We start from the raw sequence: 22793 nt of genomic DNA on the forward strand, positions 1-22793 counted from the left end.
AGTAGGCACCAACTCGGGTGACAATGTCACCGAGCAGTTTGATACTGGGGCTCGAGTTGCGCTAGAGGCTGTCCTGAGAGAGTGTCCCCAAATTGTCATTCTTCAGCCGCGTAGCCCCTCTCCGCGGGTGTGTGTACGTGTGCGACGGCACCTCTAATGGCCTGCTGCTCCCACGGGCAGGAAAAGACTGCGGCGAGTCTTAGTGATGCTGGTTATGCAGTAGTGAATCCTCGCTCTAGCACTAGCAAGAGGTTCTCTCGTTTGAATGTCAAAGCAATGAAACGAGGTGGTATAACGCAAACGGGAACACTTGTTCGCTCGGCGACCTCAACAACCCTCGGATGTTAACGCTTGCTTGAAACGAACCCTTCCCAGTAGTGGTGAGATGGGTAGATATTTTTAGCGACGATGCAACCACTAAACTAAGTTGTGCACCCACCCCACACACGATTGCACCCACCTTGGGAAAAATGCACCCAGCAGGCCTCTTGTGTCATTCGCTGACACTAAAGAACAATAGCTCCCAGCATAGGTTCATCCTAAGCCGGGAGCTTTACTATTTTATGTTGTGGTGACTGTAGGGGCTGCCTGGAACTTGGCTGAGCCGTGTGTTCTGCGAAATTAAGGCGTTTTAGGCAGTGCTGCCGTTATCTGACTTGTTCTTCGCAGCCAGAAGTATCTAAGTAGGACTGTTGAAAGTGCGATAGCTGGGTAATAAATCATCCACCCGACCTCTGGCGAGTCCAGACTTTCTGGGAGTTTCCAGCTATACATCTGGCCAGTGGAGATAGCAGCCGTGGTTGCCGTTAGTAAAAGCACCGAAGGTAACTTAAGGGTAGTGAACATCGTCCGATTCGCGATCGAAAAGTAGAGGATCGTATGAGTAATACCGAATACTGTGAGTAACACAAGTAGTAACCAAATATTTAAAACAAAGGGAGTATAAGAGTCGGAAGAATCGGTACTATACTTCTTTATCCACCAGGCCAAAGCCATTAGAGTGGCAAGGACGAAGAGGAACTTTAATATCTGCTCTGCTTTGGCCATAGCGTTTTATCTCCTTCCCTAACTGTTCCCGGTCGTAAAACTAATACACTTCTAATAGAGCATACGCCGGCATAGATTAATGCTGCTAACGGGGAGTAAATGGGCCTGAAAACGGGGCAGAATACGGTCTCGTAATAGAGTTTCCCAGTATCTTTGTCTTTTATTTCAGCTGGTTCTCGGGGACGCAGTTTTCTCCATGGTTTAAGAAAGCTAAGCCGTTTTCAGTTTTACCTTCGCGTAAGGGATAGACGTTGTCTTTTAGGAAGTCTTCATAGTTGGGGAACATAGAAGCTTCTGGCGCCTGTTTGAAGCCCACTAGAGTTTGGACAGCATTGTCCCGCCTCTTGGTGTCGTCAGCCTGAACCGCGATGATCCCCTCTCTCAGCCAGGCGCACTGCCATTGCGTCAGGGCATCTGATTTAAAGTTTCCGGGTTCAAACCAGACTGTCTCAGGGGTGACTTTTCCAAGTCCAGCGGGAGAGGCGCCCTCTTGGCGAAGTTTTTCAAGTTCCGCTAACTGGTCGGTAATGAGCGAGAAACTGTCCTGGGTTTCAAAAGTTCCCCCAGACGGTGGCAGAGAATAGTTCTGCTGAATCTGTGCTAGTTCCTCATCGCGCTGCTTTTGGGCCTGTTCTAGGTTATTCCTAAGTTTGGCCTCTGCTGCACTTGGTTGGTTAATCGCCTCGGGGGAAGCCGGTGTGGAAGCGGTGCCGTGTACCGGTTTCGAAGTGACCGCGTTCGTACTGGTAGCGTACGCGTAACCTCCGGCAACTGAGCCAATCAATGCGACTACGGCAATCCCGGAAATAAATCGCTTGTTCATGTTTTGCTTCTTTCAGAAAACCCTCAGAGGGTGAGCCTATGGATAACTTCTATATACACCCGGGGGGGGGAAAAAAATCAAGGGTTGTTTAGCTAAATCTAAGCATACAAAACTTGTTGCCTAGCTTACAATCCTCTATGGTGGAGGGGACCGCAAAAATAAAGGAGGGTGCAAAATGTACCAAGCTACAACCGCAACTAACCGCAAACGAGGCCTAAAAGCCGTTGCGATCCTGAGCCTTCTACCAATGGCGTTCGGCTTAGCTGGGTGCTCCGGCTCTTCCTCGTCTGACGGTACCAGCAAGCAAGAAGTCGAACAGGGACTTGTCAAGCTCCTAGATCGCAGCAAGGGCCAGTTGGGGCTCAACGATGAGCAAGTGAAAAATATTTCCAGCTGTGTCGCCGAAAAGCTCGATGACAAGATCTCTGAAGAGTCAAAGCAGAAACTAGCTGCCGGTAAGGACATCATGCCCGATAGCCCAGACCACGAGGCCGTCTTTGAAGCATCATCTTCCTGTGCCAAAGAAGAGGTCCTTAAGTCCAAGTAATCCTTCAGGGATTCGCCGACGACAGTTTTAAAATAGGGGGGAGTCTTGAGCGATCGCTCAAGACTCCCCCCTAAATCTATTTAAGAACCCACCTAGGAACGGCGCTTAACGGTTGCCAAGCTAGCAATCGCCAGCAGGGCAATCCCGCTTAAACCAAGTACGAATAGGGGAATCCCGATGATTCCTAGGTCGTTAAAACCACGATCCTCGTAAAGGTAGATTCCGACATTGCCCATGGAGCCGAAGCCGAAGGAGTAGGCCCACATCGAAAGGGTAAATCCGCCCTCGAAGACCCACGGGATCAAGCGGACTAGGTAAACCAGGTTAAGTAGCCCGTAGCCAATCAGAGCTTCAGCGAAAAGGTCCACGTGTCCACCATTGGTCGCTAGGTAAGCCGCGCAGCCAACGAAAGCTGGGGCCAGCTGAATACCAATCACGGGACGGGTAGCCCCGGGTAGAGGAGTGGCGGTACGTAGACGGTGCAGGATGCTTGATTCTAGGCTGAGCCAAGAGAACATGCCCGCCCCAAAGAACAGCATTCCCCAGTGCTGCTGGTGCAGTGCTCCCAGCGCCATGGCACTAGCGAAAGGCGAGGCCACGCTGGGCAAGTAGATGATCGGGGTGGTGGCTTCAATCGTGTGAGTACCTCGCCAAAGGCCAGCCGCCCGGTAGGCTGCGAACAGTAGCTGACCAATAATGCCCACCGTCATAAACCCAATCGCGGTAGCGCGGTGAAGAGGCAAAATCACCAGACCCATCAAAATGGTAGTGATCGGAATGAGGCTGATAAAACAGCACTGGATGATATTCCCTAGCTCCTGCTTGGCTACGCAGGCAAAATAAATCCACTTATAAACGTAGCTGACAATCAGTACCGCCCAGATGGTGGCCGCAATAGCCAGAAAAACGTGGGCATAAATCCCCGGGATTCCTAGTGCTGCCGAGCCGTGCCGGAAAGCCAGCCCGCCACTGAGCATGCCCAGGGCGATACTGAAGTAGTTAACCGGTAGGCAAAACCCATTCGGGCTACAGGTTTCGCTAGAGCTGGGCTTTTCTGTGATCTGCTGTGTTTCCATTGGGCTTCTTACGTTGATATCTGGGTTAAATCTAAGTTGGTATCGACGAACTCATCGTCCGTTACGTCCAGCTTCTAGTTTCCGGCTTATTCTATGCCTCAAAGAGATTGGAGTAAACCAAAAAGCTAAGAAATATGCCTTCTGCCGTTTTAGTCTGAAATAAACAACCAGCGTGGTACCGGTTTTATTTCGTGAACCAATTAATAGTTAGCCGAAAAGCCTAATGTGGTAGTTTTGGGCTATGACTGATTTTGTGCCCCCTTTTGATCCTGCCTTGCAGGCCCTGCAAAACCCCAATTTGGATCCTTTCGTGCTGGCCCAGATTGCCAGTGATCGCCCGGATCTTTGGCCCACGATTGTCTTCCACCCGGCTGCATACCCGGAACTGATTTCGTACCTGGAGCAGTATGGTGATGACCAAGTGCGGATGGCAGTACAAAATCGTCGAAATGCTGAGGCCCAGGGTTACCCCTTGAACTACCCGTATGCTGCTCAGCCCACTATGCCCCCGGCACCTCCCGCGCCACCTGCTGCGCCTGCGGTTCCTCAGTATCCGCAGCCTACTCAGACCGTTGGGACGGCTCCGGTTCGTAGGCAGGTTTTCGGTACTTTTGAGCACAATCAGCAGGCTTACCCGCAACCCGCGAATGAACCCGCCCCCGCTAGTTATGAAGCCCAGCCTGTTAGCGGCGAACCTTCGCCCGTTGGCGATCAGGTCGCTCCCGCTGGTAACGAGTTTGAACTGCCTGCTAATGATGCTGCGCAGCCCTTTAACGAGGCGGAACAGCCTGCCGATGACTATTCAGAACTTGAGGCTACCAGGCTAGTTGCGCGCCCCAGGTATGAGAACGTGCAGGCGTCAGATAATGAGACCGAAGCGACGCGCTATGTTCCCCGGGTTACCTTGCCTGAGGCCGAGGGTGCGCAGGCACCTTTGCCTGAGGATGACGCTACGCGTCTAGTTCCCCGCGTGGTCCTTCCGGCTGCAGGGGATGGGGTTTACGTGCCTTCAAGCGTTGAAGAGTCTCCCGCTCCGGAAGCAGAAGCAGTACCTGAACCCGAGGCGGAGGTCGCTCCCGAACCTGAGGCTGCCCCCGTACCCGAGCCCGAGTCGGAGGTTGCCCCTGAGGCTGAGCCTGAGGCGGACTTCGCTCCGGAACCCGAGCCGGCACCTGAGCCGGAGATGGAAGCTGCGCCGGAGCCTGAGGTTGAGGTTGCTCCCGAACCTGAACCGGAACCCGAAGTTGCCCCGGCACCTGAGCCTGAACCTGAAAGCGAAGCGGAAGCAGCTCCGGCGGAGGGGGAGTTCTTTGTAGATTCGATTCCAAGCGAATTGAACCCCCAAGAGGGTGAGGCGGAACCCGATCATGGTGAGCAGTCATCTGAAGAATCCGAACCGGAATCTGATTATGACGAGCTAGAAGCGACCCGTGTCGTTCCCCGCGTCCACAAACCGTTTATCGCCCCTGAACTTCAGCAGTCCCAGGGCGCCCCAGCACCTACCCCAGTTGAGGTCGACGCCGCACCTGCACCTAGCACGGGCAACTTCGAGGCTGCTCCAGCACCTACCCCAGTTGAGGCCGAGGCCGCTCCTGCGCCTAGCCCGGTCGACTTTGAACCCGCGCCGGCACCCAGTCCTGAAGCTCACGAGGTTGCCCCCGCGCCAGGACCGGAGGATCTAGAGATAGCGCCGGCACCCAGTCCAGCCGACTATGAACCGGCACCCGCGCCCGCTCCCACCGAGTACGCTCCGGCGCCTGCACCGAACCCGCAGTATGAACCGGCACCGACACCAAGCGGAGTAATGCCGCCGGCATTCCCGGATGTGCCGCAGTATCGTCCCAATAATGAAGAAACTTCACAAAAGGGCTCTTCGAAGCGGAAACTACTGTGGATCATCCTTAGCGTCATAGTGGTTATTGGCCTCTGTGTAGGTGGCTACTTCCTCTACTCCTATCTAGCCTCAGGCAGTGATAATGAAAGCCTAGGTAACCAGGCGCCCGCACAACTGCAAAGCGAATACGTCCCAACGATGTACTTTGCCTAAATAAATAGCCAGCAAAATAGTCGCGGTTGACATAAAGAGGTGAAAAGTAGCTTAAATTCAGGCCAAAAAAGCAGTAGGAAGTTCACTGCTTCCCTAGAAAACGTTTTCATAAATATACTTCCATTGACCAACTATTAATAATGGGAGTCAATATCAATGAATGTGTTAACAACTCAAGACCGGACCGGAATCCCCGGCTACTGCCTTCCAGACCTGAGTAAAACTGGAACCGTAGCCCAAACGGTCGCCATCACCGCCCTCCTGCTAGCTGCACTAGGAATCGCGCTGATCCTAATGCGTAAATCCAAACGCGCCGCCCTGGCCGCACCGCTAGCCCTAGCGCTAGTCGCGGTAGGCATCAATATGCCAGACCAAGCGAACGCTAGTACTCCAAAAACCTGCCCAAAGGGATACCACTACGAAGCCTCGCTAGACCCCGACTATCAAAAGGCCCCGCAAAAACACGGCGCCCACCAGCAAGCCGGCACCAAAGAACCGGTCCAGACCCCGGCCACAAGCCCGGAAACAAAGCCGGCACCCAGCCCGGAACCCAATGGCATCAAAAAACCTGTCACCCCTAAACCAGGCACCAAGCCGGAGCCTGGCCAAACGTCAGAACAACCAAGCCCCAAACCGCTGCCGGCGCCCGCAAAACCAGGAAAGCCGCAACCTCGGCCCGAAGATAACCCTCTAACCGGCAAAGTCCTCATCGTCTCCGACGCCAACCGTGACGGAAAAGCCAACCCGGAAGACCCGGCAGACCAAAACCCGGCCGCGGCAACCGCCACCAGCGGAGCGGTCTTCCTAGCCAACCTAGACGACTCAGCCAAACGCTGCCCGCTAAAGAACAAAGCCGGCAAACCCCTAGAACTAGAAGAGCTACGGACCTGCTCGGACGCCAACGACACCGAAATCAACGGTGCGGAAGACCTAAAAGACCTAGCCCCGCTAACCATCAAAGCCATCCCCACGATCAGTGAACAGGGAAGCGGCAAAATTAAACTCGACGCGGCCTCGCAGAAAAAGGTAAACCTCTTCATTAACCGCAACGGAAAATGGGAACACCTCAAGGAAGGTCAAAGCCTAAGCGCGAACGAACTACGACAGAACGTGCAGCTACGCCTTGAAGGAATCGACGTCGTCAAAGACCAAAGCTGGGACGGTCACGTTACCGTCACCCTAGAGGTCGCCGACGGGGGACACCGTGCCAGCAGTCAGGCGCACCTAAAAGCTGCCCCGCTAATCACCCAAAACCACCTGCAGAAGCTGCAAACCCTCTACGCCCTAACTAAGCACAGCGGTCACTTCAGTGGCCGCCTAACCAGTGAAATCGCCGGGCTAGCCTCCAAGGCAGCCTTCAAAGCGCAACCTTTCGGGGACTCGCGTGAAGTCTGGGTCCAAGACTCCTTCGAACCCATGTACCAGGTTATGCCCACCGAAAACGGCCCGCGAATCATGCGGGTCATGCTCAAAACTGACCAGGTGCGCGGCGTCTACACCGACGAAGATCGCCCCAACGAAAAACCCGATGCCACCGATAAAACCAGCATCTATCAGGCGCTCTATGGCCTACGCGGCCCGGGCGTGGGCATCCTCGACATTGGCAAGCGACAAGCCAACTACACCCTAGATTCCGGCGGCAATATCGAAACCCTACCGCCCATGCCCGGCTACCCGGCCGGCCGAATCCTCATGGGTAAGCGAACCGCCGCGAACATCCCCGCCGACGCTGAAGAAAACGAACCCCTAGAACCCTCAGAGTCCATCCGCGATTTCTTCACCGCCCAAAAAGTCCAAAAGCCCATCTACCTAGACACCTCATTCCTGTCCGTGGGCCACATCGACGAAATGATCACCACCGTCCCAGCCAATACCAAACTGGGATGGAAACTAGTGGTCAGCTCCCCGCAGGCCGGCCTAGAAATCTTCAAGAAACTACAGGCTGAAGGGCACGGGAAAGACCAGCTCATGAGTCACGAGGGCGCACAGGGCAACACCATTGATGGCGCCCTAGAAAAGGGGCGAGCCGACTGGGTAAACGGCAATGCCGAAAGGATCATCCAAAAGAATATCGACATCATCAAGAAAGAAACCGGTATCACCGACGCAGACATCATTCGTGTGCCCGTCTTCTACCGCGCAGAAGTAGACGACGATGACCCCAACGGTGTCAACCTTGATGCGAAAACCTATGCGGCAGACTTCATCCCCAACGCCGTCAACGGGGTAGTGGCCAACAATAAAACCTTCATTGCCCCACGACAGTTTGGCCCCGTCATCGGCGGCAAGGACCTCTACCAAGAAGCGGTTGAAAAAGCCTTCGCCCAAGCTGGGATGAAAGTACTCTACGCAGACACCTACCGGACCCTCTACGTGCATGGTGGAGAACTGCACTGCGGTACGAACGCCATCAGAGAGGCCACACCCTACTTCTTGAAGGACACCGCCGGAGCCCAACCGACGGCAGGGAAGTAGAGCAAAAGAAAACGGGACATTAAAGCGGAATCTGGCCGTGAATGCTGATTTAAAGCCCTATTTCTGCGCGCAGGGCGGAAAATGAGTGAAAAATTTGGAAAAAACGGCGCAAACTATAGAGAAATCTCATTTTGTCGTGTAATCTCAGGCTTACACGGTCAGATTCCGTTGACTACCAGCAAATGTCACCGGTAAACTGCCATGGAAATCCGGGAAACTCCAAGGGAGTGCCCCGCCAAAAACTATAGAAGGGAAATCTTCATGAACCGCACTGAACTGGTCGCCGCCATCGCTGAGCGCGCCTCTCTAACCAAGGTCCAGGCCGACGCTGCTCTATCCGCTTTCCAGGAAGTCCTAGTTGACTCCCTAGGCAAGGGCGAAGCCGTCAAGGTCACCGGCCTACTATCCGTGGAACGCGTTGAGCGCGCCGCTCGCACCGGTCGCAACCCCCGCACCGGCGAAGAAATCCAGATCCCCGCTGGTTACGGCGTGAAGATCTCTGCTGGCTCCACCCTAAAGAAGGCTGTTGCCAAGTGAGTTAAGCCCAACGGCTAACAAACACTTCAAATCCCCCGCACCCAACAGGGTAGCGGGGGATTGTTTTATACCCACCAAGAATCTGATGGCCCGGAAAAACCGGCAGGCTCTTTAATTTGAGTCCCGGAACACATATAGTAGAATATGGACAGCAAGGAAACCTGCGCAAAGTTGCGTTAAAACTGTCCAAAACGCTAAATATAGAGCAATACTTAGAAAGGTATCCCATGGAGGTCTACATCCTGCCCGACGAGGACGCAATCGGCGAAGCCATCGCAGATCGCATCCAAAAAGTATTTGAAAACAATGCCAACGCCAACCTAGGCGTCGCGACGGGCTCCTCCCCGCTGCCCACCTACCGGGCCCTAGCCGCCCGCGTTGCAGACGGAAAACTATCCTTCAAGAACGCTCACTTCTTCATGCTTGACGAATACGTCGGCATCGACGAAGACCACCCCGAGCGCTACCACAACGTCATCACCACCGAAATCGCCTCCAAGGTAGACGTTGACCCCGCCAACGTCCACGGACCCGAAGGCAACGCCCCCGACCTAGAAGCAGCCGTCAAAGAATACGACCAGCTCATCAAAGACCAGGGTGGCGTAGACCTACAGATCCTAGGCATTGGCTCTGACGGCCACATCGCCTTCAATGAACCCGGCGGCTCCCTAGTCTCCCGCACCCACGTAGGTGTCCTGACCAAGCAGACCCGTGAAGACAACGCTCGCTTCTTCGACGGTGACCTAAGCAAGGTTCCCACCCACTGCGTCACCCAGGGCCTAGGCACCATTATGGAAGCCCGTGAACTCTGCCTAGTCGCCACCGGTGCCGGCAAAGCCGACGCCGTCCGCGAACTAATCGAAGGTGGCATCTCAGCCCTCTGGCCCGCCACCATCATGCAGATGCACCCCAACGCACACGTCTTCGTGGATGAAGCTGCCGCTGCCAAACTAAAGCTGGCCGACTACTACCGCGAAATCCAAGCCGCCCGCGAAGCCTGACCGGCCCAAGCTTCCCCGTAAGTTTCCCCGCAGGCCTTTGGCCCGGCTAAACCACCCCAAAAGGTGGCCTAAAAACTGAAAAACCCCACGCGCCCTCGGCACCCAAAAAAAGGACCGCCGAGGGCGCGTCACTATACTGCGGTGAAACTCACCTGAAAATGCACACCAGTGGGGGAACCATACAATAGAAACATGAGCGACTACCAGAATCCCAGCGGCCCCGAACAACCCGGCGGCCCAGCAGCAGAACCCCAACAGGCAGGTTCCGTCGGGGTACTGGAAAAACCCGAAGTCAAGCCCTCGAAGAATGACGGCGACAACGAACGCTTCGCTCACTACGTCCGCGGTGGCCGACAGGTAGCCGGACGCATGGTAATCGCCCTCTGCGGCAAGGTCTGGATCCCCACCCGCAACCCCAAAGACTTCCCAGTCTGCCCCACCTGCAAGGCCATTCTAGAAGCCTCCAAAAACCATGGAAAAGGCTGGCCCTTCCGCGGTGACGACGGGGACAAAAACTAGGGGAATCACTGAAAAATGCCTGAGTTCCCAGACTCGGGGCAGCTTTCCCTGCCTCTACCCGGGCACGCCTCGCCCGCCGCTGCCGAAAATCTTTCCCCCGCCTACCCGCGTCGCGCCGCTTGGGGAACCGCGTCCTCACTGCGCGCTTGGCAGGCTGCCGCGATCGACAAATACCTAGAAACCAGCCCCCAAGACTTCCTCGCAGTCGCAACCCCCGGCGCCGGTAAAACCACCTTCGCACTGCGGATCGCCGCTGGCCTCATGGCTGACGGTGTCGTCCAAAAAGTCACCGTCGTTTGCCCCACGGAGCACCTCAAAAACCAGTGGGCCGAGGCCGCCGCCCGCGTGGGTATCCAACTAGACCCCGCCTTTACGAACTCCCAGCGTTTCGCCGGTGCGCACTTCGACGGGGTCGCCGTCACCTACGCGCAGGTCGGCGCCAATCCGGAAGTCCACGAGGCCCGCACCAAAGCTGAACGCACCCTGGTGATCCTGGACGAAATTCACCACGGTGGCGACAATCTCACTTGGGGTGATGGCATCGGACAGGCCTTCAAAACCGCCACCCGACGTCTGTCCCTAACCGGTACGCCCTTTCGTTCCGATACCGCCCCCATTCCCTTCGTCCGCTATGCCGAGGATGCCAACGGGATTCGCCGCTCCCAATCCGACTACACGTACGGTTACGCGGACGCTCTGCGCGACGGGGTAGTGCGACCGGTAATCTTCCTTTCCTATTCTGGCAATATGCACTGGCGGACCTCCGCCGGGGATGAGGTTGCTGCGCGCCTAGGTGAGCCCCTCACCAAAGACATGACCAAGCAGGCTTGGCGCACTGCCCTAGACCCAAAGGGACAGTGGATGCCGGCCGTGTTGGCTGCGGCAGATAAGCGCCTCACCCAGGTGCGGCGGACCGTGCCCGACGCCGGCGGGCTAGTGATCGCCTCTAATCAGACTGCGGCCCGCGCCTACGCGAAACAGCTACACGAAATCACCGGGAAGGCCCCTACTGTGGTCCTCTCGGATGATTCGGGGGCTTCAGAAAAGATTGATCAGTTCTCGCAGGGGAACGACCGGTGGATGGTGGCCGTCCGCATGGTCTCTGAAGGTGTGGACGTACCCCGACTGGCGGTGGGCGTATATGCCACCTCCACCTCTACGCCACTGTTCTTCGCCCAGGCGATTGGACGTTTCGTACGCGCCCGTAAACGCGGCGAGACCGCCTCGGTCTTCCTACCTTCAGTGGCCCCGCTACTAGAGTTAGCCTCCCAGATGGAAGCCCAGCGGGATCACGCCCTAGATCGACCCCAAACTGAGGACCCCGATGCCGGTCTGCTAAACCCGGAAGAGATGGAACTGGCCCGCGCCAATCAGAACGAGGCCGCCAGCTCAGACCTGCTACCCGGTTTCGAAGCCCTAGGGGCAGAAGCCGAATTCGACGGGGTACTCTTTGATGGCAACCAGTTCGGCCTAGGTGCCGAAGTGGGCAGCGCGGAAGAACAAGACTTCCTAGGTATTCCCGGGCTGCTGGAGCCCGAACAGGTGACCTCTCTCTTGCGGGCCCGTCAGAGCGAACAGATTAAGGCCGAAAAGGCCCGCAGCTCCAGAATCAAAGACGCCGAGGCTCTACGCGCCCAAAACTCGGGCATCAGCGCCCACCGTCTGCGCGCGGCAAAGCGTAAAGAACTGCAGAACCTGGTCTCTGGCTGGTCCCGTCGCACCGGCGACCCACACGCCAAGATCCACGCTGAACTACGTCGCCGCTGCGGGGGACCGGAAGTTCCCCAAGCGTCTACGGAAGAAATCCAGTCCCGGATTGACCTATTGCGTCGCATGCTAGTGGGCAAGGCCCGCTAGGCTCCTAACTGCCCGCAAGGTCTGTCCGCGACCTAAGCGGTGCCCTGACGTGATACCGCTCGCAAGTGGCTCATTACCCTAAAACTAAAGGACCCCAACCAACAGGTTGAGGTCCTTAGCTATTTACTGAAGTATTCAGTTCAGCGGGCTGGCACTTTCCAAGGGAATTACGCGGGTTTCAATCGCCGGTTCGCCAGCGGATAGGCGCCAAGCTGAGTACGGCAACTGGTTACGAACTTCCTGGTGGAAGTTAGCGGCCCGTTCCAAGGAACTCTCGTCGTACCAAGTGCGGTCAATATTGCCATCAGTTACCAGTTTGACCTGTAGCGGACGTAGGTGAGTGCCTTCGGCTTCCTCGGCCGCTAGGGTCTTCTGGAAGTCCTCATAAGAACCAACGTAGAGGCGCTCTTCAGAGGCGTAACCGTCCTCGTCAAAGGCGCGTGCGGCCCACTTACGGCCCGCCACAGTGGACTTGGACTTGGACTTCTTTGCGACGCCCTCCATGAAGCCTTCAGCACCTTCGCGCTCGACTAGCTTGTAGACCAAGGCGGCGGTCGGAATACCAGAACCGGTAACCAGCTTGGTGCCCACACCATAGGCGTCAACCGGGGCGGCACCAAGGGCCGCAATAGCATATTCGTCAAGGTCAGAGGTGACGGTAATCTTTGTGGTCTTGGCGCCGAGCTCATCCAACTGGCCTCGCACCTTGAAGGCCTGAGCAACCAAGTCGCCAGAGTCAATGCGGACGGCACCTAGTTCGCCGCCAGCCTCGCGGGCCACCCGCACTGCCGTCTCAACCCCCTTGGGGATGTCGTAGGTATCAACCAGCAGGGTGGTGCCGGGGCCTAGGGTAGCTACCTGAGCGCGGAAGGCTTCTTCCTCGGTCTCATGCAGTAGCGTGAAGGAGTGGGCGGAAGTACCTAGCGTGCCAATGCCGTAGCGCTTGCCAGCTTCTAGATCAGAGGAGGCCTTGAAGCCACCAATGATCGAGGCGCGGGCGGCTGAAACTGCGGCACGCTCATGAGTCCGGCGGGCACCCATATCTAGGCAGGGTCGGCCGTGAGCGGCAATCGTCATACGGGAAGCCGCAGAGGCAACTGCACAGTCGTGATTGAGAATCGACAGCAGAACAGTTTCTAGGAGGCACGCTTCTGCGAACGTGCCTTCCACGGTCAACAGGGGAGAGCCAGCAAAGTAGCATTCGCCTTCCTGGTAGCCCCAGATGTTGCCCTGGAAGTGGAAGTCTTTAAGGAAATCTAAAGTGTCATCATTGACGATCTTCTGCTGGTGCAGGTAGTCAATGTCTTCTTTAGAGAAAACGAAGCGTTCTAGCGCTTCGAGGATGCGGGAGGTGCCAGCTACGACGCCAAAGCGGCGAGTGGTAGGCAAGCGACGCCCGAAGAGTTCGAATACGGAGCGACGTTCGGCGGTGCCGTGTTTAAGGGCGGCCTCCACCATTGTTAGCTCGTACATATCTGTCAGCAGGGAAGTAGACCATGATGCGCTCATGAGGTAAACAGTACCGCGGATTTCCGCCGAAGGCGCTTTTTGTTTAGATAGTGTCCGAAATCTATAGGAAAAGTGGTGGTTTTAAGGGTGGCAGCAATCACCGTCTTTTACTCAGATATTAACCTTAGTTTGCGTTAACATTTTATAGATGAATAACGCACCGATTGGCATATTTGACTCAGGGGTAGGTGGCCTAACCGTGGCTCGCGCGGTAATTGACCAGCTGCCGAATGAGGAAATTATTTACATTGGTGACACCAAACATGTTCCCTATGGCACCAAGTCTCTAGACCAAGTACGTGCCTACGCGCTAGAGGTCATGGATGAACTGGTTTCCCGTGGCGTTAAGATGCTAGTGATTGCCTGTAATACAGCTAGCTCTGCTGTGCTTCACGACGCACGCCACCGCTACCAGATTCCCGTGGTCGAAGTTATCGGCCCAGCTGCCCGTGCCGCGGCCGCCATTAGCCGAAATAAAAAGGTGGGCGTGATCGCTACGCCAGCTACTGTACGTTCCCGCGCTTACGAGGATGTGCTTTCCGTAGTCCCCGGATTAACCGTTTTTCAGCAGGCTTGCCCCCGCTTCGTAGAGCTAGTTGAGTCGGGCGTGACCTCTGGAGCGGACGCCATTCAAACCGCTCACGAATACCTAGACCCGATTAAAGAGCAGGGGATCGACACTCTAGTCCTGGGCTGTACGCATTACCCACATCTCCAAGGTGTGATTTCCTACGTTATGGGGCCTGAAGTGGCGTTGGTTTCTTCTTCTGATGAGACGGCCAAAGACATATATACTTCTCTGGCCCGCACGGATTCCTTCCGGGATCCGCAAGCGCCACCGCCGGTTCATCAGTTCTTGACTACCGGCCCCAATGACGCCTTTAGTCGACTGGCTACTCGATTCATTGGACCGGCGCTAGGGGAAGTAAAGACGATCGAAAACGGGAAGGAAACAGCATGAGGCTCCGAATCATTGGTTGCACCGGCTCCATGTCCGGACCCAAGTCCGCTGCTTCTTCCTACCTGCTACAGGCCATTGGCCCCGGCGAGGACGGGAAAGACCGCACTTGGAATATCCTCTTCGACCTTGGCCCCGGCTCCTACGGCCAGCTGTGGAACTACATTGATCCGGCCAAACTAGACGCCCTGATCCTGTCCCACCTGCACGCCGACCACTGCGGCGACATCATCTCCATGCATGTCTTCCACCGCTGGGCACCCCGCGCACCCAAGAAGATCCTGCCGATCTATGGTCCGGTAGGACTAGAACAGCGCATTCGCCAGATCGACGGCGACCCCAACGCAGACTATGAACCCGAGTTCGACTTCCGTGAACTCAGCGAAGACAACCGTGAGTTCCAGATCGGTCCCTTCAAGATCTCTGCCCACGAGGCTTGGCACACCGTTCCGACCTTCGGATTCCGCGTAGAAGGCCCCTCTGGCTTCCCCGCAGACCGACTACGTGACGTCCAGCCACTGGGCAAGCCTGTCGACGGTGAAACCGCTATCTTCGCCTACACGGGCGACACCGACTACTGCGAATCCATCGAACGAATGGCCCTGGGCGTTGACCTACTGCTGGCCGAGGCTGGCTTCCTAGAAGCAGACGGTACCCCAGAGACCCCCATCTGCCGTGGCGTACACATGACCGCGGAACGAACCGGTCAGCTAGCCAACAACAGTGGAGTCGGGGCCCTAATCGCCACCCACATCCAGCCATGGACTGAAGCCGGCGCTGTCTGGGACGAAGTCCGTCGCAACTGGGACGGGCCCTTCGCCACCGCCAACGCCGGCGCCATGTTCGTCGTCTAAAGCGGCAGAATCGGAAGTAGGCGCGGGGCAAGTGCCCGGAAGGCGCGCCCTCGGTGAGAAATCTGGTTCTTCTCTGCCGGATCTAACTGCGCGGTCGAAACCTCATAGCCCTCCGGCTGGAAAATCGGGTCATAGCCGAAACCACCCTCGCCCTGACGGGCAAAGAGCAACTGGCCACGAACCTCGCCCAGTTCCACATAATCCGTACCATCAGGCAAAACCAGGGCAGCTGCCGCAACGAAGGCTGCCCCGCGGTGCTCGGGAGCAATATCGGACAGTTGGTCCAATAGCAGATCCAGGTTCGCCTGATCATTACCGTGAGAGCCAGCCCAGCGCGCAGAGAAGATCCCCGGCGCACCACCCAGCACATCCACGCAAATACCTGAATCATCAGCGATCGCCGGCAGACCGGTCGCGGCCACTACTGCTCGAGCCTTAATCAGTGCGTTCTGCGCAAACGTAACGCCGTCTTCTACCGGCTCCGGCATGCCCAAACCAGCGGCACTAGCCAACCACTGCGGCTGGAAGCCCGGAATCGCGTCAGTCAAAATCGCACGCAGTTCCTCCACCTTATGGGCGTTATGGGTGGCTAGGATTAGCCGAACCTCAGGGTCGAGTTCAGGGGTGCTCATGCCTCTGCGCCGCCTTCAGCAGTCTCAGAGGTGCCAGCCGGGGTGCCGCTCAGATCCTCAACCGGAAGCACGACCGTAGTGCCCGCCTCGGCCGCCAGCGCCTGCTGCTGCAAATCGCGCAACTGAGCGTTACCGGCCTCAGCCAAAGCCAAAAGATCGTTGAGTTCCGCGCGACTAAAAGCACCGTGTTCGGCAGTGCCCTGAACCTCCACGAACTGGCCCTCACCAGTCATCACCACGTTCATATCGGTACCCGCGGTGACGTCCTCAACGTAGGGTAAATCCAAGCACGGACGGCCATCAATAATGCCCACCGAAATCGCGGAAACTGAATCTAGCAGCACCTTCGCGTTGGGCTTGATCCAACCATTGGCCTTACCGAACTCAATCGCATCAGCTAGAGCCACATAGGCCCCCGTAATCGCTGCCGTACGGGTACCACCATCAGCCTGCAGTACGTCACAGTCCAAAACAATGGTGTTTTCACCCAACTGCTTCATATCCACCACGGCACGCAGTGAGCGGCCCAGCAGTCGAGAGATCTCTTGGGTGCGGCCACCAACCTTACCCTTCACGGATTCACGCTGCGAACGCGAGGCGGTCGCACGCGGCAACATGGCGTACTCGCCAGTAACCCAGCCTTCGCCACTATCCTTACGCCAACGCGGCACGCCCTCGGTCAAAGAGGCCACGCACAAGACGCGGGTATTACCAAACTCCACCAGGACGGAGCCTTCACCAGCGGCCTGCCAGCCGCGAGTAATTTTGATTTCACGAAGTTGACTGGGGACACGACCATCGGCACGCAATGCCGGAATACTTGTTTCACTCATAGCCACAAGGCTACCAATAGCCCGCGCATCATGCCGGTAGGGGACATAGCTTAGTAGAGTGGAAAAGCAGCTTGAACCCAAAAACGGACCTGAAAGTGAAAACCCCTCAACCCTGAACCCGGTTTTCACCCAAGCGGGCATCCTCCAACGCCCAGAACCGGTCCGGGACGAAAAACAGGTAGCTGCCAGCATCCTAAACGCACCCCAGTGCGCCCTGATCCTCATCAACCCGGACGAGGAAGTCGCCCTAGCTGCGCGCCCTCGGGAAGACCTGCCCGCAGACCTAGTAGGGAGCATCCTCGGGGTCGGTGCCCCCGCTAGCGTGCCCGGCGCCTACCTAGGAACCAGCCCAGACGGTCCCGTCCTAGCAATCTTCGACTTTGACGGCCAACTACCTTGGTCGACCTCGGATCTACTGGGCAACCCGGCCCCCAAATTTCTGAACCTGCGCCAAGAACTACCGTCCGGAAAAGCCCCCGAGCCCATTACCGGAACGCCCCTACCCGCCATTGACGAGGCCGCGCTAAGCGCCTTGGCCCTGTGGCAATGGCGTCGTGCGACCCGCTACTGCCCGCAGCATGCGGAGACCTACCTAGTGGAGGAACTGGGCTGGGCGCTGCGCTGCCCCCAGTGCCGTCGTCCCGCGTACCCCCGAATCGACCCGGCCATGATTGTGGCCGTCCTAGATCAGGATGACCGACTGCTACTGGGCAATAATCAGCGTTGGCCCGAGGGTCGTTTCTCACTGCTCGCCGGATATGTGGAAGCCGGTGAGAGCGCCGAAAATGCGGTCCGTCGGGAGGTCTTCGAAGAGGTAAAGCTCCCACTGCCCGGGCCGGTACGCCCGCTGGCCACCCAAGTTTGGCCCTTCCCGCGCTCCCTGATGCTGCTACACACTAGCCGGATTGAACTTTCTGGGGACCAGGCCGACCAGGCCCTGCACCCGGATCCTTCCGAAATCCGTGAGGCCCGTTTCTTCAGCCGGGAACAGTACCGGGAAGAGGTCGCGGCCGGGACGATCACGCCGCCGGCTGGCACTTCTATTGCGCGGGCTTTTATCCGCTACTGGCTGGCGGGAGGCTCCGTTGACTGACCCCTACCAGCCTAGTAATCACAGTTCCGGTGGCGCCGCCTGGTCGGACCCGGAGCTTTTAGTACCCAAGAATCCTTACGGTCTAGACCCCGAGGTGCTACTGTCCGCACTGGACCCGGAACAGGCCGCAGTCGCCTTACAGACGCGGGGCCCACTGGCTGTCTTAGCCGGTGCGGGGACCGGTAAAACCCGGGCCATCACCTATCGCATCGCCTACGGGGTAGCTACGGGCGTGTATCGCCCCGACCAAGTACTGGCCGTAACGTTTACGGCCCGTGCCGCCAGCGAGATGCGTACCCGTTTGGCCACCCTAGGGGTGCCCTCGGTAAACGCCCGCACTTTCCATGCCGCGGCCTTAAAACAGCTGGGTTATTTTTGGCCCACGGCCATCGGTGGGACCATCCCACCGCTAATCAACCACAAGGCTTCCCTGGTGAACGCCGCTGCGATCCGCCTGGGCCTGCCCGTAGACCGCGAGTTAGTTCGGGACTACGCGGCAGAGATCGAATGGGCCAAGGTCAGCATGATTGAACCGGGGGAGTACCCCACCCGGGCTCCGAAGGCCGGAAGAATTCCGCCGGCGGACGTGGATTACCAGCAGATCGCGCAACTACTTAGTGCCTATGAGGACGCGAAGTGGGATCAGGGCGTCATCGACTTTGAGGACGTCCTGCTGCTGACTGTGGGCATGCTGGAACAGCGCCCCGATATTGCGCAAACCGTACGTAAGCAGTACCGCAGTTTTGTGGTTGACGAATACCAGGACGTTTCAGCCCTACAGCAGCGACTCTTGGAAGCTTGGCTGGGGGACCGCAATGACCTGTGCGTGGTTGGTGACGTTGCCCAGACGATTTATTCTTTCGCTGGGGCGAAGCCGGCCTTCTTAATAAACTTTGCTTCGCGCTTCCCCGGCGCTCGGACCGTGGAACTGGTCCGTGATTACCGTTCGACACCGCAGGTGGTGTCGTTGGCAAACCGGATCCTTGAGTTGGCTCCGGGCGGTCGGCAAAAGGGCTCAGTGGCGCTGAAGAGTCAGCTACCCTCCGGGCCTTCAGTGCGTTTTGAGACCTACCAAGATGACCAAGCCGAGGCCGAGGGCGTGCTAGAACGCGTTAAAAAACTCCACGAGCAGGGCGTCCCCTATTCTCAGATGGCTGTCCTCTACCGGACTAACGCCCAGTCGGCACTTTACGAGCAGGTTTTTGCTAAGGGGGGTGTGAACTTCCTGGTCCGAGGTGGAGAAGAGTTCTTCAAACGCGATGAGGTTAAGCGGACTATTAACTCTTTCCGCACCATGGTGGGGGCGCTGGAGGTTGCATCTACCGCGGAACTAATGAAGCAGGCCGCCCAGGGGGCCGGCTGGACCCCGAATCCACCTACTGCCAGTGGGGCAGTGCGCGAACGCTATGAGGCCCTGAATGCCTTGGTAACCCTGGCAGAAGACCGAGAAGCTGAAGGCATCGACCCGAAGGCTTTCGCTAACGAGCTGGGGCAGCGCGCGCTGTCCAGCCATGCACCCACCGTGGAGGGCGTAACCTTCGCTACCTTCCACGCTGCCAAGGGGCTGGAGTGGGAAGCAGTCTTCCTGATCGGAGCCTCAGATAAACTCATCCCCATTTCTCTGGCAAATACCCCGGAGATGAAAACTGAAGAACGACGCCTACTTTATGTGGGCGTAACCCGTGCTAAGCGCCACCTGCAGATCAGCTACGCGAAGGCCCGCCCCGGGGGGCGGGGACAGCGAAAGCTTTCCCCCTTCTTACAGGGAATTTGGCCCAGTATTGAGGCCCCCAATGCAAAAACTAAGGCCCACTCAAAGAGCGCAACGAATACTGCTGACCCAAGGCAGCGCGCCAAGGCTGCGCAGGCCGCCTTTGATGAAGAACAGACCCCGGAAGTTATCGAACGCTTCCAAGCCCTGAAGGCTTGGCGCAAGGCAGTAGCGGAAGGCGCGCAAAAGCCGGCCTATGTGATTTTCTCTGACCATACTTTGCGGCAGATCGCGGTGGTGGACCCCAAGAGTCGACAGTCCCTGGGGCTTATCAGTGGCGTGGGAGAAGTAAAACTAGCCCGCTACGGTGAACAGGTCCTGCAATGCCTAGCGCAGCTTCGGGAAGAATAGTGCTCACTTTGGGTGGTTTTGACACTGTGGGTGAATCCGCCAGCGTTTAATCCCTGGGGATGGAGAATATGCCGGTAAATACATGCTGGTGCCAGCGGGGATCATGCCCCGGCCATCAAGATAATCTAGGACGAAGTTCAAGACTTGCCCGGCGCCAAGCGAGAGCAACACTGAAGAAAGTGCACTCTCACGGGCCAGCATCTGATGATTCAAGGTGAAAAAGGAATCACCCCAACTCACTTCCTGATCACGCCGGTGCCGCTCTAAACACTCAAAGCAGGGGCCGCCCAAGGGAGAAACTAGCGGGCCAATACTAAGCCCCATCTCATGCTCCACCACCGGCAGGTAAGTGCTAGTTCCAGCTAACCTAGCCGTCGTCGGATCAAAAACACCCCGAGAGATAAAAACATGTAAGTCGGCACTGCGCTCGGCTGCCTCCCTAGCGGCACTACCTTTAGGCATTTGTCCCTCTGGGTAACAATGCTCGATTGCCCGCTCTAACTGACAGCCCGCAAACTCCCTCGGGAAAGGAAAAGGGGCCTGAATACTGACCTCGGGAGTATCCAACCATGGGGCAAGTTGCACCTCACCAATATTGCTTCTTCGGGCCAGCTCAAAAACCAGTGTGCCCAGCGCACTAGCACCCCAAACCTGAATTTTTCGGTGTGCCCGCAGGTCAAAGGCATCACTGTGGCCATCGCGTCGAATACAGGCAATCTGCTCTGGATGCAAAGCTCCAGGTTCAAAACGAATGAACTCTTCCAATACCTCAGTGTGTTTTAAACGGGCCAAAAGTCGATCCCGACCCTCATCACTCAAACCACATTGCTGCTGGGCAATGCGAATCTGAGCGCTATTCGGCCTATTAGCAAGGGCAAAAAGAAAGCGGCGTTCAGGCAGATCTAAATCATCTAAGATCACCGAATAGTTCGGATCGCTACCAATCTGGATGCCTCTAGGGCCACGGTCAATCACCGCAAAACCAGGACGTAAACGGTATGGCAAAACAGACCCCCTGACAGGTAGCCACCACTGAAAGGAACCCAGCCAAGGCTAGGACTGTCTATCAGCGGCACGGTAAACAGTAGAACTGCTATCTACCTTGACACAGGGAACGCGCAGAAAAAGTCACCCAAAAATAATCTGTGGAAAACCTACACCTAGGAAAACTATTCAGCTTGCGGGTCCGTGCCCGCATCGGAATCAGGAACCCCCGGATCAGTATCGTCCGCACTAGTGGAAGGGCCTTCCTCGGCCGTAGAAACTCGACGGTCACCCTCAGACTCCACCTCCGGGGATAGGCCATCAGCCCACTCCAAAGTTCCCGAAAGCATCTTTTCCAGCTCAGCATCGATTTCATCAGACTGAGATTTTGCTTCCCGGGCAGCCACAATCCCAGTTGGATCATTTAGCTCTTCCGCAGTAGGAATCTGCGACGGGTGAGACCAAAGCGCATCACGCTTCGCCGGCCCCCACGCGGCCGTAAGCGTCCGCCACAGGGTCGCGGCGTCACGGGAACGCTTCGGGGCCAACTGCAGGCCCACCAACTTAGCGAACAACTTCTCTGCCGTAGAACCAGAGGCCCGACGGCGACGCATCATCTCGTCCAAGGCCACCGCATGCGGTAGGTGCGGCAAAGTAGCCGCTAGCGTAACGTCCTCGACCCAGCCTTCAACCACTGCCAAAGCGGTGGTGAGCTCATCGAGCATACGCTGCTGACGCTCAGAGATCTGCGGACTAAACATGCCGCCAGAAAGTGCTTCCTGGATCGCTTCCGGATTGTTCAAATCAAGGTCCCGGGTGGCTTCTTCAACGATGGAGAAGTCCACCTCGATTCCCTTCGCATACTGATCCAGCAGGTTCAAAATATGGTGGCGTAGCCACGGGACGGAAGCGAATAGTCGAGCGTGAGCGGCCTCGCGCACAGCAGCAAAAGCCATCACTTCATCGGCAGGAATATCCAAACCCTTACCGAATTCCAAAACGCCCGGAACCACCAGAGCTAAACGAGGATCACCCATCATGGGCAAACCAACCGCGGTGAAGCCAAGGGCTTCCTTCGCTAGGGCACCCAGTGCCTGACCCAACTGCATGCCAAATACGGCGGCACTGATCCGGTCCATCATCTTCTTTAGACCACCGCCCGGATTGTCACCCATCATCCCAAAGAGTTGTTTCATCTCTGGGGGGAGGGGAGCATCCTCGGGGTTGAAATCACCCAGTAGTTGGTCCAGATCGCCAAAGTTCTTAGATAGACCCTCAGTGATGGCTTTGGTGGCGTTAACTGCAATGGGCTCACAGATCTGCTTCCACGTAGGTCACGTGGCCTCTAGCCACTTCTCTCTGGTCCAAGCTTCCGCCTTCGCCTGAGGCGGAGTCATCTCAGTGACGGCATCCAACCAAAGGGTCGCAACTTGCAGGCCCTGTCGGTACTGTTCGGCCTGCGCGGCCATCAACTGGGGATCGCCGGCCGCGTTAATGGTCTGCTGTGCAATCTCTTTAGCCAGCTGCCAGTTAACGGGCGAACCATCATCCTTAGGGTTAAAGATATTCGCTGCAAACGCGAAAGGTGAGCCACCCGGAGGCATCATAAAGCCACCGTTGGGGCCAAAGCCGCCTAGGGAGACATTCTTTAGGTCTTCCGGGGTTAAACCTTGGCGTTTAAGTTCAGCTTCAAGCTGTTCGGCCGCCTCTGGTCCCAGCAGATTTTTTAGCGACTCAAAGATCTCAGAGAAGTCGCCGTCGCCGGGGTTTAAGGGGTCAAAAGGGGATGCCATGTGGTTCCTTTCCAATGAATATAACTGTTTAAATCATGCCTTAGGCATTCAGATGGAGGGAACCCATAAACGCGCTTTTACCGAGG

At 56.9% G+C, this 22793-nt stretch carries 18 protein-coding genes and 1 pseudogene; 11 read left to right on the top strand and 8 right to left on the bottom strand.

The features are described from left to right. Positions 1-621: 621 nt before the first annotated feature. Positions 622-1047, bottom strand: coding sequence for a hypothetical protein (locus tag BSR28_RS08345; RefSeq protein WP_073708696.1), 426 nt, complete (start codon positions 1045-1047; stop codon positions 622-624). Between the two features lie 160 nt (positions 1048-1207). Continuing rightward, the gene (locus tag BSR28_RS08350; protein ID WP_083563252.1) at positions 1208-1870 is read right to left on the bottom strand and encodes a hypothetical protein; all 663 of its coding nucleotides are present in this window, start codon (positions 1868-1870) and stop codon (positions 1208-1210) included. A 175-nt stretch (positions 1871-2045) separates the two neighbouring features. Between BSR28_RS08350 and BSR28_RS08355 the strand changes: the two genes are divergently transcribed. Continuing rightward, entirely contained in the window at positions 2046-2417 is a 372-nt protein-coding gene (locus BSR28_RS08355) for a hypothetical protein (RefSeq protein ID WP_073713926.1), read from the top strand. Between the two features lie 92 nt (positions 2418-2509). On the opposite strand, the gene tehA is transcribed toward BSR28_RS08355, so the two are convergent. Further along, positions 2510-3493 carry a dicarboxylate transporter/tellurite-resistance protein TehA gene (gene tehA, locus BSR28_RS08360; protein ID WP_073713927.1) on the bottom strand — a complete coding sequence of 328 codons (984 nt, stop codon included), beginning with the start codon at positions 3491-3493 and terminating at the stop codon, positions 2510-2512. Between the two features lie 241 nt (positions 3494-3734). On the opposite strand from tehA, the gene BSR28_RS09265 reads away from it, so the two are divergent. The 6 genes from BSR28_RS09265 to BSR28_RS08390 all read left to right on the top strand — a co-directional run bounded on the left by BSR28_RS09265 (position 3735) and on the right by BSR28_RS08390 (position 11929). Beyond that, positions 3735-5540, top strand: a complete 1806-nt coding sequence (locus tag BSR28_RS09265; protein ID WP_073713928.1) for a variant leucine-rich repeat-containing protein — start codon at positions 3735-3737, stop codon at positions 5538-5540. Positions 5541-5696: 156 nt separating this feature from the next. Further along, the gene (locus tag BSR28_RS08370; RefSeq protein WP_073713929.1) at positions 5697-8015 is read left to right on the top strand and encodes a protein-arginine deiminase family protein; all 2319 of its coding nucleotides are present in this window, start codon (positions 5697-5699) and stop codon (positions 8013-8015) included. A 255-nt stretch (positions 8016-8270) separates the two neighbouring features. Next, positions 8271-8552: an HU family DNA-binding protein gene (locus BSR28_RS08375; RefSeq protein ID WP_073708774.1), complete on the top strand. Its 282-nt coding sequence runs from the start codon at positions 8271-8273 to the stop codon at positions 8550-8552. A gap of 227 nt (positions 8553-8779) precedes the next feature. Further along, positions 8780-9553 (top strand): glucosamine-6-phosphate deaminase, encoded by a 774-nt coding sequence (gene nagB, locus BSR28_RS08380; protein WP_073708701.1) that lies wholly within the window; start codon positions 8780-8782, stop codon positions 9551-9553. A gap of 192 nt (positions 9554-9745) precedes the next feature. Then, complete coding sequence (locus BSR28_RS08385) at positions 9746-10072, top strand: DUF3039 domain-containing protein (protein ID WP_073708702.1); 327 nt, start codon at positions 9746-9748, stop codon at positions 10070-10072. Positions 10073-10087: 15 nt separating this feature from the next. Continuing rightward, a complete protein-coding gene (locus tag BSR28_RS08390) occupies positions 10088-11929 on the top strand; it encodes a DEAD/DEAH box helicase (protein ID WP_083563254.1) in 1842 nt (613 codons plus the stop codon). A gap of 135 nt (positions 11930-12064) precedes the next feature. On the opposite strand, the gene BSR28_RS08395 is transcribed toward BSR28_RS08390, so the two are convergent. Beyond that, complete coding sequence (locus BSR28_RS08395) at positions 12065-13438, bottom strand: nicotinate phosphoribosyltransferase (RefSeq protein WP_073708703.1); 1374 nt, start codon at positions 13436-13438, stop codon at positions 12065-12067. A gap of 148 nt (positions 13439-13586) precedes the next feature. Between BSR28_RS08395 and murI the strand changes: the two genes are divergently transcribed. Both murI and BSR28_RS08405 read left to right on the top strand, forming a co-directional pair. Further along, positions 13587-14399: a glutamate racemase gene (gene murI, locus BSR28_RS08400; protein WP_073713930.1), complete on the top strand. Its 813-nt coding sequence runs from the start codon at positions 13587-13589 to the stop codon at positions 14397-14399. Beyond that, a complete protein-coding gene (locus BSR28_RS08405; RefSeq protein WP_073708705.1) occupies positions 14396-15250 on the top strand; it encodes an MBL fold metallo-hydrolase in 855 nt (284 codons plus the stop codon). Before murI ends, BSR28_RS08405 begins: the two co-directional genes overlap by 4 nt. On the opposite strand, the gene rdgB is transcribed toward BSR28_RS08405, so the two are convergent. Both rdgB and rph read right to left on the bottom strand, forming a co-directional pair. Beyond that, positions 15247-15882: an RdgB/HAM1 family non-canonical purine NTP pyrophosphatase gene (gene rdgB, locus BSR28_RS08410; protein ID WP_073713931.1), complete on the bottom strand. Its 636-nt coding sequence runs from the start codon at positions 15880-15882 to the stop codon at positions 15247-15249. The genes BSR28_RS08405 and rdgB overlap by 4 nt on opposite strands. Further along, positions 15879-16715 (bottom strand): ribonuclease PH, encoded by an 837-nt coding sequence (gene rph, locus BSR28_RS08415; RefSeq protein WP_083563255.1) that lies wholly within the window; start codon positions 16713-16715, stop codon positions 15879-15881. The genes rdgB and rph overlap by 4 nt, the downstream gene beginning before the upstream one ends. Before the next feature lie 58 nt (positions 16716-16773). Between rph and nudC the strand changes: the two genes are divergently transcribed. Both nudC and BSR28_RS08425 read left to right on the top strand, forming a co-directional pair. Continuing rightward, positions 16774-17808 (top strand): NAD(+) diphosphatase, encoded by a 1035-nt coding sequence (nudC, locus tag BSR28_RS08420; protein ID WP_073713932.1) that lies wholly within the window; start codon positions 16774-16776, stop codon positions 17806-17808. Further along, positions 17801-19930 (top strand): ATP-dependent DNA helicase UvrD2, encoded by a 2130-nt coding sequence (locus tag BSR28_RS08425; RefSeq protein WP_083563256.1) that lies wholly within the window; start codon positions 17801-17803, stop codon positions 19928-19930. Before nudC ends, BSR28_RS08425 begins: the two co-directional genes overlap by 8 nt. A gap of 3 nt (positions 19931-19933) precedes the next feature. On the opposite strand, the gene BSR28_RS08430 is transcribed toward BSR28_RS08425, so the two are convergent. Then, positions 19934-20935: a hypothetical protein gene (locus BSR28_RS08430; RefSeq protein WP_073713933.1), complete on the bottom strand. Its 1002-nt coding sequence runs from the start codon at positions 20933-20935 to the stop codon at positions 19934-19936. 164 nt (positions 20936-21099) lie between these two features. Next, positions 21100-22707 (bottom strand): annotated as a pseudogene (locus BSR28_RS08435) (zinc-dependent metalloprotease). Positions 22708-22793: the final 86 nt, after the last annotated feature.

This window comes from Boudabousia liubingyangii, from assembly GCF_001907245.1.
In the GTDB taxonomy this organism is placed as follows: Bacteria; Actinomycetota; Actinomycetes; order Actinomycetales; family Actinomycetaceae; genus Boudabousia; species Boudabousia liubingyangii.

Excerpts from the sequence above, each read along its gene's own strand:
- BSR28_RS08350 (WP_083563252.1), bottom strand. The coding sequence starts at position 1,870 with ATGAACAAGCGATTTATTTCCGGGATTGCCGTAGTCGCATTGATTGGC.
- BSR28_RS08385 (WP_073708702.1), top strand. The coding sequence starts at position 9,746 with ATGAGCGACTACCAGAATCCCAGCGGCCCCGAACAACCCGGCGGCCCA.
- rdgB (WP_073713931.1), bottom strand. The coding sequence starts at position 15,882 with ATGAGCACCCCTGAACTCGACCCTGAGGTTCGGCTAATCCTAGCCACC.
- tehA (WP_073713927.1), bottom strand. The coding sequence starts at position 3,493 with ATGGAAACACAGCAGATCACAGAAAAGCCCAGCTCTAGCGAAACCTGT.
- BSR28_RS08390 (WP_083563254.1), top strand. The coding sequence starts at position 10,088 with ATGCCTGAGTTCCCAGACTCGGGGCAGCTTTCCCTGCCTCTACCCGGG.
- BSR28_RS09265 (WP_073713928.1), top strand. The coding sequence starts at position 3,735 with ATGACTGATTTTGTGCCCCCTTTTGATCCTGCCTTGCAGGCCCTGCAA.
- BSR28_RS08355 (WP_073713926.1), top strand. The coding sequence starts at position 2,046 with ATGTACCAAGCTACAACCGCAACTAACCGCAAACGAGGCCTAAAAGCC.
- rph (WP_083563255.1), bottom strand. The coding sequence starts at position 16,715 with ATGAGTGAAACAAGTATTCCGGCATTGCGTGCCGATGGTCGTGTCCCC.
- BSR28_RS08370 (WP_073713929.1), top strand. The coding sequence starts at position 5,697 with ATGAATGTGTTAACAACTCAAGACCGGACCGGAATCCCCGGCTACTGC.
- nagB (WP_073708701.1), top strand. The coding sequence starts at position 8,780 with ATGGAGGTCTACATCCTGCCCGACGAGGACGCAATCGGCGAAGCCATC.
- BSR28_RS08395 (WP_073708703.1), bottom strand. The coding sequence starts at position 13,438 with ATGAGCGCATCATGGTCTACTTCCCTGCTGACAGATATGTACGAGCTA.
- BSR28_RS08405 (WP_073708705.1), top strand. The coding sequence starts at position 14,396 with ATGAGGCTCCGAATCATTGGTTGCACCGGCTCCATGTCCGGACCCAAG.
- murI (WP_073713930.1), top strand. The coding sequence starts at position 13,587 with ATGAATAACGCACCGATTGGCATATTTGACTCAGGGGTAGGTGGCCTA.
- BSR28_RS08345 (WP_073708696.1), bottom strand. The coding sequence starts at position 1,047 with ATGGCCAAAGCAGAGCAGATATTAAAGTTCCTCTTCGTCCTTGCCACT.